General features: G+C 62.0%; 14 protein-coding genes. 8 read left to right on the top strand and 6 right to left on the bottom strand.

The features are described from left to right. Window positions 1-112: 112 nt before the first annotated feature. Genes KQ297_RS01975 through KQ297_RS01960 form a run of 4 tightly spaced genes read right to left on the bottom strand, consistent with a single transcriptional unit; the run spans window position 113 to window position 2,471 of the window. Window positions 113-544: an AAA family ATPase gene (locus KQ297_RS01975; RefSeq protein WP_259737940.1), complete on the bottom strand. Its 432-nt coding sequence runs from the start codon at window positions 542-544 to the stop codon at window positions 113-115. After that, on the bottom strand, window positions 541-1,680 hold the full coding sequence (locus tag KQ297_RS01970; protein WP_259737939.1) for a DUF262 domain-containing protein: 1,140 nt from the start codon (window positions 1,678-1,680) through the stop codon (window positions 541-543). The genes KQ297_RS01975 and KQ297_RS01970 overlap by 4 nt, the downstream gene beginning before the upstream one ends. Before the next feature lie 3 nt (window positions 1,681-1,683). Continuing rightward, entirely contained in the window at window positions 1,684-2,067 is a 384-nt protein-coding gene (locus KQ297_RS01965) for a hypothetical protein (protein ID WP_259737938.1), read from the bottom strand. Continuing rightward, window positions 2,064-2,471 carry a hypothetical protein gene (locus KQ297_RS01960; RefSeq protein ID WP_259737937.1) on the bottom strand — a complete coding sequence of 136 codons (408 nt, stop codon included), beginning with the start codon at window positions 2,469-2,471 and terminating at the stop codon, window positions 2,064-2,066. The genes KQ297_RS01965 and KQ297_RS01960 overlap by 4 nt, the downstream gene beginning before the upstream one ends. A 506-nt stretch (window positions 2,472-2,977) precedes the next feature. Between KQ297_RS01960 and KQ297_RS01955 the strand changes: the two genes are divergently transcribed. Further along, a complete protein-coding gene (locus tag KQ297_RS01955; protein ID WP_259737936.1) occupies window positions 2,978-3,928 on the top strand; it encodes a DUF3427 domain-containing protein in 951 nt (316 codons plus the stop codon). A 12-nt stretch (window positions 3,929-3,940) separates the two neighbouring features. Here the strand turns inward: KQ297_RS01955 and KQ297_RS01950 are convergent, their stop codons facing one another. Both KQ297_RS01950 and KQ297_RS01945 read right to left on the bottom strand, forming a co-directional pair. Next, window positions 3,941-4,291 carry a DUF86 domain-containing protein gene (locus tag KQ297_RS01950; RefSeq protein ID WP_259737935.1) on the bottom strand — a complete coding sequence of 117 codons (351 nt, stop codon included), beginning with the start codon at window positions 4,289-4,291 and terminating at the stop codon, window positions 3,941-3,943. Further along, complete coding sequence (locus KQ297_RS01945; RefSeq protein ID WP_259737934.1) at window positions 4,281-4,715, bottom strand: nucleotidyltransferase family protein; 435 nt, start codon at window positions 4,713-4,715, stop codon at window positions 4,281-4,283. The genes KQ297_RS01950 and KQ297_RS01945 overlap by 11 nt, the downstream gene beginning before the upstream one ends. Before the next feature lie 6 nt (window positions 4,716-4,721). Between KQ297_RS01945 and KQ297_RS01940 the strand changes: the two genes are divergently transcribed. From KQ297_RS01940 to KQ297_RS01910, 7 genes are all read left to right on the top strand, one after another. Then, window positions 4,722-5,324: a DUF3427 domain-containing protein gene (locus KQ297_RS01940; protein WP_259737933.1), complete on the top strand. Its 603-nt coding sequence runs from the start codon at window positions 4,722-4,724 to the stop codon at window positions 5,322-5,324. A gap of 36 nt (window positions 5,325-5,360) precedes the next feature. After that, window positions 5,361-5,558: a type II toxin-antitoxin system HicB family antitoxin gene (locus tag KQ297_RS01935; protein WP_259737932.1), complete on the top strand. Its 198-nt coding sequence runs from the start codon at window positions 5,361-5,363 to the stop codon at window positions 5,556-5,558. Beyond that, window positions 5,558-5,770 (top strand): type II toxin-antitoxin system HicA family toxin, encoded by a 213-nt coding sequence (locus tag KQ297_RS01930; RefSeq protein ID WP_259737931.1) that lies wholly within the window; start codon window positions 5,558-5,560, stop codon window positions 5,768-5,770. The genes KQ297_RS01935 and KQ297_RS01930 overlap by 1 nt, the downstream gene beginning before the upstream one ends. Before the next feature lie 208 nt (window positions 5,771-5,978). Beyond that, on the top strand, window positions 5,979-6,266 hold the full coding sequence (locus KQ297_RS01925; protein ID WP_259737930.1) for a nucleotidyltransferase family protein: 288 nt from the start codon (window positions 5,979-5,981) through the stop codon (window positions 6,264-6,266). After that, window positions 6,247-6,522: a DUF86 domain-containing protein gene (locus KQ297_RS01920; protein WP_259737948.1), complete on the top strand. Its 276-nt coding sequence runs from the start codon at window positions 6,247-6,249 to the stop codon at window positions 6,520-6,522. Before KQ297_RS01925 ends, KQ297_RS01920 begins: the two co-directional genes overlap by 20 nt. 74 nt (window positions 6,523-6,596) lie before the next feature. After that, window positions 6,597-6,752 (top strand): DUF433 domain-containing protein, encoded by a 156-nt coding sequence (locus KQ297_RS01915; RefSeq protein ID WP_311133969.1) that lies wholly within the window; start codon window positions 6,597-6,599, stop codon window positions 6,750-6,752. Between the two features lie 394 nt (window positions 6,753-7,146). Then, window positions 7,147-7,395: a type II toxin-antitoxin system HicB family antitoxin gene (locus tag KQ297_RS01910; RefSeq protein ID WP_259737929.1), complete on the top strand. Its 249-nt coding sequence runs from the start codon at window positions 7,147-7,149 to the stop codon at window positions 7,393-7,395. Window positions 7,396-7,606: the final 211 nt, after the last annotated feature.

Below are 7,606 nucleotides of genomic sequence, written 5' to 3'. Positions count from 1 at the left end.
TGAGATGCCCTCACTGCTGCCCAGCGACTGAGCAGCGCTCCCGGCACCGGAGGTATCAGCAGAGCAGATCTGCTGCCTCGCTTGATGACCATGGCAGCCACAATGCTGTGACTCAGCATCTCGCCCCCTGAATGGGTACGTAATGCTTTCGTGTAGGGCGGTCGAAGTGGCACTCGAGACGGCTGCTCCAGCCTGAATAGTAGGCGAAGACGAAGTTTGGCAGGTAATCGGCTACCTTCTTCAGGAATACTGAATATGGCATCGACTTCCCGTCTACAGAAATGACGAGCTGTTTTTTTGTCCGTTCAGGGTCGGCATCAATTCTAATCGCGTGATCACGGCATGAATACTCGAGAATGTATGGGAATGGGGGTGCTTCACCAATCTCCAGCTCTCGGAAGATCTCAACAATCGCTTCGAAAACATTCGACTTGCCTGATCCGTTCCGTCCAAGCAAAACAGTCGTTGCCTGGGTCTCATCAAAACCGATCGTAAAGGACCGGAGGTTTCGATAGCTTGGGATAGTCAGGCGGTCGAGCCTCATACGACGTGCTCCAGCACCCTCGGGCTCTTGGAAGAATCACCTCGGTTCTCGCGGAGGAAACCATTTGCTTCCTCGTCCCTCAGTTGATCATAGAAATCATCAATCTCTAGTTGAGAGGCACTCAAAAGAGCCTCAGCCGAGAGAGGTCCGCACTCCATCAGGATGGAGCTGAGATGGTTTTGGGCAATCTGATCGCGTTTGAGCATGTTCGTGATTGATGCGGTCTTCGTTCGTGATCCTTTCGTACCGCTTCGCCTGGACCGGATGGTTTTCCCCCGAGCACTGTCCGCCTGACGGACCGCCAGGATCCGCTCCAGCAGCATGCTTGCTGGTTCGTCGTTGGGATCCTGGGGCACCAGTTCGCCGCGGAAGGCCTTGGCCAGCAGGGCTGGGGTGAGACGATCGACGAACTTGCGGGCGGCGGTTAGTTTGGCTTCGAGTTGGTCAGCGAGGGAGAATAGGGATTCCACCTGATCACAGATTTCAAACACCTCATCCTTGGGCGGAACTCTGATTGGAAAGTCCTTGATTTTTGAAAGATTAAGATTTGGCTGATTTCCTCCCTCGGCCAACTGCCGCATCTCAAGATAGTTTGCCTTCAATGCAATCTTAATAAACGGCATCAGATGCAGCTCTTTTGGCGAGTGAATAGCCGCGCAGGCTTGGTTGATGGTGGCTGCGATGCCAAGCTCGCTGACTTGCCCTCTCGTTTTACCTTCGCCATACATGGCAACGAGAAGCGTACCTTCAGGAAAGATCCTCAACCGCCCTGCTTTGATGCCAATTTCGGTCACAAACTCATTGGCAATGCGGATGCGAACACTCGCGTAGTCCTTCGTCAGAACCTCCATTCCCAGGAGCGACGCCATCAGGGCCGTTACCCTCTGCTGTCCGTCGATCAGGATGCGCTTGCCAGCAGATGTAGTGCCGTCCTTGAGCTTCACTGTGGGGTTTCGCCAGGCGATGAGGTAGCCCACCGGAAACCCCTGGTAGAGGGAATCCAGCAGATTCCGCACCTTTGTGGCCTCCCACACGAAAGGCCGCTGGATCTCAGGAATGGCGATCTCGCCGCTCTTCACCCACGTCAGCAGGGTGTCGATCGGATGGGGGGTCACCGAGTAGCGCTGCGTGGCCATCTATCAGCGCTCCCCCAATAACTGCCGCACCAGAGCAATCAACTCTTTTTTCGTGAAACTCTCCAACGGTGGCGGCGGTGGGGTCACACCATGGCGTTCAAGGACTTTGGCAAGTGCAACCTTCTGGAGCTTGGAGTAGCCCTTGATCCCATGCTCCTTGCACAGCCGTTTGAGGCTGGCCACAGATTGCTTCAGGAAGCTCCCCTTCCCCAGCAGGGCTATGGGGGCTTGAGTTGTTCCTTCTGGATGGGGATCCTGGAGGTCCTGGAGTGCAGAATTGGAGCGCTGCAGATGCTCTGCCATCCGGCGGTACACCCGGGCATCGGTGCCAGCGAGTTCCCGGTTGGTCTGCTCCAGCAGATCGGCGATCCACGGGACCGCGCTCATGGCTGCCCACCAAGCTGGTTCGAGGAATTGGTCTCCTCGACCGCTTCGGCGGCCAACGCAGCAGCCTTTGCTTTCACCGTGCGCCAGCGCGTCGCCTGCTCGATCAAGCGGCGGAACATCTCCACAAGCCAGAAGCCGCTTTGCCGCTCGCTCTCGTCGATCAGCCCAACCATCGCATCGCCAGTTTCCTCCAACTCGCGGATCACGCTGCCAAGCTTGGCGTTGAGGGCATGAAGGCGAGCCTTGGCCCGCGCCTCATCGGCCAGATCCGCCTCCAGCTCCACCAGCTCCCGCTGCAACTCGGTGATCACCACCCCCCGCCGGTCGCTTTGGGCCTTGAGCACGCCCCGGGAGCGGTTGGCCGAGACCAGGGCAGCTCGGCAGTCCTGGTAGGTGGTTGGCAAAGCCGCTGGATCTGGCGTGATGGGGAATTCTGTGGCGGAGCGCAGGGGCATTAGGAGTCGATGGGCTGCGGCTGCCTCAAGGATTGCCGATGTAGGGCAGTTTTGCCTTGGTTGTTCACAGGGGTCTCCGGTACCACAACCTTCCGCGACAAGAGCCAGGGTTCCCTCAGGTATCTCAGAACCTCCACGCCAGGAATATCAAAGGCGAATGGCACGCGGCTGCCACCTGCGATCCAGTCAGCGGCAGATCCTCTTCGCCGCGGTTTTCTGCGACCAAGCACTGTTCAACGAAGGCCTCGACATCCCCGAGATCGACACGGTGCTGTTCCTGCGCCCCACCGAGAGCCACCTGGTGTTCCTGCAGCAGGGTTGGCCAGGCCCACCGGAGCTTCCGCTTCGACCTTCGCTACCGCGCCCTGTTCGGCGGCAGCCGCGACCAGCTCAAACAGCAGATCGAGCAGGGCTTTCCCTTCCTGCCGGCCGGCTGCAGCCTCCAGCTCGATCGGGTGTCGAGCGAGCGGGTGCTGGCGAACCTGCGCGAGTCGTTGCCAAGCCGCCGGCCCCAGCTGCTGGCGGAATGCCGCCGCCTCGGCCGCTGTTCCCTGGCGGCGCTGCTCGACGGGCTGGGCATGGAGCTGGGGGAGTTCTACCGGGTGGCGGGGTCGTGGGCGCTGCTGCAGCGGGAGCTGGGCTGGGTAGCCGGGGTGGCCTCGGGTGGGCCCACGGTGGATGAGGAGCGGCTGGGGCGTGGCGTTGGGCGTTTGCTCCACCTGGACGACACCGACCGCCTCTCCTTCCTCCTGCAGGGTCTCGCCCATGGACAGCCGCCTGTGGTGCAGAGCCTGAGCGGAACAGACCGCCTTGCCCTGCAAGACGCCCTGGACCGTCTCTGGGCCTGTCCAGCCTTTCTCGATGAGCTGCGCGACCTGTGCACCCTCCTGTTGGAGCGCACCGACCACCTCGCCCCTCCCCTGGTGTGGGATCAGCCCGTGCCCCTGGCCCTCCACGCCCGCTACAGCCGCGCCGAGATCTATGCCGCCTTTGGGCTGATCACCGATACGCAGCAAACCACCGGCCAGTCGAGGGTGTTGTTCGATCGGGCCACCCAATGCGACGTCTTCTTCATCACCCTCAAAAAGAGTGAGCGCCTGTTCTCCGCCACCACCCGCTACAACGACTACGCCATCTCCCCGTGGGAGTTCCACTGGGAGAGCCAGAGCAACACACGGGAAGCTTCCGCCACCGGGCAGCGCTACATCCACCACCGCGAGCGCGGCAGCCGGGTGCTGCTGTTCGTGCGGGAGGAGAACAAACAGGGTGGTGTGACGCTGCCGTTCCTGTGCCTGGGCTTTGCCGAGTATGTGAGCCACGAAGGGGAACGGCCGATGGCGATCCGCTGGCGGCTGCAGCGGCCGATTCCGGGCGCCCTCTATCCGGAGCTGGCGGTGGCGGTTTGAGGGTCTCCATCGTCAGCTCGGGTTGAGCTCCTGCAGCAAGGCACGGCAATGGTCCTTGAGGCTGGGCAGATCGACCTGAATGGCACCCCAGACAAGGCGATCACTCACATTCAGATATTCATGCGTGAGAAGATTGCGAAAGTCGATGATCTGCCTGCCCTCCGGAATGGAAGCGAACAGGGCTGGCGACCTCCGGGAGATCACTTTGAGCGCTTCTCCAATGATGATGAATTCCCGCTCCACTGCGGAGCGAATCAGGCGGCTTTGACCATAGGTCTCGCTATTGAGGACGACGGTGGCTTCCTCGATAGCGGCGGCTGCCTCAATGATGTCATTGAGATAGGCAGATGGATCACGCTGCATAGAGCATCTGCTTGTCAGCCTCGATCGAAGCCTTGATATAGGGATTGCGAACCGCGTCTGCCATCACCAGGTCAACCTGGGCTGGGAGTTGCAGGCGAAGCTCATTGAGCAGGCTGAAGTACGCCTTGTAGAGAGCCCCTGCATCGCAGGGCTCGAATTCCACCAGCAGGTCGATATCGCTCACGCCAGGTTGGTAGTCGGAGCCCACGACAGAACCGAAAGCATGCAGGCGCGCCACACGATGGCGGCGGCAGGCTTTGGTGATTGCCTGGCGTTGCTGTGGGGTGAGTGCGATAGCCATGACTTCATTGTGGCGTGCCTTCACCGAGGCCAGCACGTCCAGCATCCTCTCCAGCTCGTCGATGACGGCCTGCTCCACCTCGATGCCCCCGGCTTCGATCCAGGCAGCGAACGCCTCTGGCACATTCTGATGGCCCAGCTCTGGGCCGCCGCCGACCTCCGCGCCGAGCTGGTGGAGCTGTTCGAGCTGCTGCTGGAGCGCACCGACCATCTGGTGGCACCCCTCACCTGGCCGTTCCTGGCCGCTGGCGAACCAGCGCCCCCGGTGCCCCTTGGCCTGCACGGCCGCTACTCCCGCGCCGAGGTGTTCGCCGCCTTCGGCTTGCTGAACGACGCCCGCACCTTCCCCGGCCAGGAAGGGGTGTTCTTTGATGAAGCCACCCGTTGCGAAGTCTTCTTCATCACCCTCAAGAAATCCGAGCGCCTGTTCTCCCCCACCACCCGCTACAACGACTACGCCATCTCCCCGCGGGAGTTCCACTGGGAGAGCCAGAGCAACACCCGGGAAGCTTCCGCCACCGGCCAGCGCTACATCCACCACCGCGAGCGCGGCAGCCGGGTGCTGCTGTTCGTGCGGGAGGAGAACAAGCGGGGCGGTGTCACCCTGCCGTTTCACTGCCTCGGCTTTGCCGATTACGTCAGCCACGAAGGCGAGCGACCGATGGCGATTCGCTGGCGGCTGCAGCGGGCGATCCCGGCGGCGTTCTATCCGGAGCTGGCAGTGGCGGTGTGAGGGCGGCCAGACTGCTCACACCAAGGGGGTGGCCCCATGACCTACCGCATCCGCCTGCTCGAAACCGAAGAAGGCTGGGCTGTGAGCTGCCTCGACCTGCCTGGCTGTCACTCCCAGGGCAACACACGCGAGGAAGCTCTCAGCAACATCCGCGAGGCCATCACCCTTTGGCTTGAGGTCGAAGCCGAGGAGGCCGGCGTGAAGAGCGTGGAAACGCTCGAACTGGCGCTGTAATGCCCCGGCTGCCGGGGATCAGCCAGAAGCAGGCCGTGCGGGTGTTCCAGAAGCTCGGCTATCGCGTCGTGCGGGAATCAGGCCACCTGATCATGAGCAATGGCACCACGCGTCTCGTGATTCCGCGCCACGACCCGACCAACGCCATCACCATGGGCGCCATCGCCCGGGATGCAGGGCTCACGCCGGAGCAGTTCCGCCAGCTGCTCTGATGGTCGAAGAGGAGCGACTCAGCCGGGCCCGCGGCGCTTCCGATCCCGTAGAACGGGCGAGAGGAGCTGGGCGTGCACGGTACGAGAGCCACGAGGGCGATCCGCTGGAGGCTGGAGTGGGAGATCCCGGCAGCTTGGCTGCCGGTGATGGCATAGGCGGTTTAGCGTCTGCTGAAGTCCCTAAGCGCACGACAGGCCTGGAGAGCCCATGCGTCTCGCCGAGCTGCAACGACTGGCCCCCCAGCTCCATGAGTTGCTCGCCCGCCATGGCGCCAGCAATCCGGCGGTGTTCGGCTCTGTGGCGCGGGATCAGGCCACGCCCGGCAGCGATGTTGATCTGCTCGTGGACCTTCCGGCCGGCGCCAGCCTGTTTGACCGTGTCGAGCTGAAAACGGCCCTTGAGGATCTGCTGCTCACTCGGGTGGATCTGATCCGACGCCGCAACCTCAAGCCCGAACTCAAAGCCACGGTGGAAGCTGAAGCCATCACCCTGTGATGTTGAGGCCTTCCTCGCCAAGGATTACCTCCAGGATGCCGTGATCCGTTGTCTTGAGATCCTTGGCGAGGCCACCAAGCGTCTCAGCCCTGAATTCCGTCGTCTTCACCCCGATCTGCCCTGGCGGGCCATGGCAGGGATGCGAGATGTCCTGATTCACGCCTACGACCAGGTGGATCTTGAAGAGGTCTGGATGGCCTATCAGCGCTTTGCGGAGATCCGTCGCCAGATCGACGCAATCCTCAATCAAGACTGAGGCCGCCAGCCACCGCGAAGGCGTGCTCGCTCACCAGCCCAGCCCAGTGCGGCGGCAAGCCCTGCATCAGAGGCATGCGGATCCGCGTGAGCGATGTGCTCGATCTTTATGCCGCTGGGCTCTCCCCCGATCAGATCCTCTCCGAGCTTCCTGATCTTGAGCCGGAAGATCTCCAGGCAGCCCTCAGCTACGCCGCCCGCGAGTTGAACCACCCTGTTCTGGTGGCGTGATTCTCTGGCTTGATGGCCGGTTGTCACCAGCCCTCGCGAGTTGGATCACAGCACAATTCGTTCCGATCCAGGCGGTGCCAGTCAAAGAGCTCGGCCTCAGGGATCAGGCCATCACCAGTCTCCGTGACGGGGAACCCTGGGTCGAAATTCGCTCACCACGCTGAATCCCCTGCGCTACCTGCCACACGCGGCTCGCGGTTGCTGCTGTACCGCTGCGCGGAAGCCTTCGGCTACATGCAGGAGCAGCGCCAGCGTGGCGGAGCCACCTACGAAAGCCACGAAGACGAGCCGATCGTGTTGGTCGCAGAGCGACGATTCGCTGGCGGCTGCACAGGGCGATACCGGCGGCATAGCTGCCGGTGATGGCGTTGGCGGTTAGAGGGGAGCAGCATCCATGGCCAACCCCCGTCAGACTGAGATCACTGACTTCAGGGTCATGGAACTCACCGCTGTTCTCACCCCTGCTGAGGAAGGCGGATACGTAGCCTTCAATCCTGAAACAGGCACCAGCACGGAGGGGGAATCCATCGAAGAGGCCCTCGCCAACCTGCGCGAAGCCAACAAGCTCTATCTCGAGGAGTTTCCAGCTGTCGTCAAGGGCCATCCCCTTGTGACCATATTCAGCGTTCCTGCGTATGCCTAAGCTCCCGCACCTTTGGTGATGCGGAGCGGCAGCTGAGGCAGGCCCAAGTTGATGTGCGCGAGTTCCTGGACCTTCTCTGAACTGACTGGAAAACCGCCGACGCCCCCTGGATCCACCGCGAAGGCGTGCTCCGGCACCAGGCCAGCGTGCCGGAAGCAGGCAGCAAGCACGCAAGCGCCGCAGACGGGACGGGCACCCCTACGATCGATGC

The organism is Synechococcus sp. CS-205, from assembly GCF_025128255.1.
In the GTDB taxonomy this organism is placed as follows: Bacteria; Cyanobacteriota; Cyanobacteriia; order PCC-6307; family Cyanobiaceae; genus Regnicoccus_A.
This window is presented reverse-complemented; position numbering and strand designations above follow the sequence as displayed.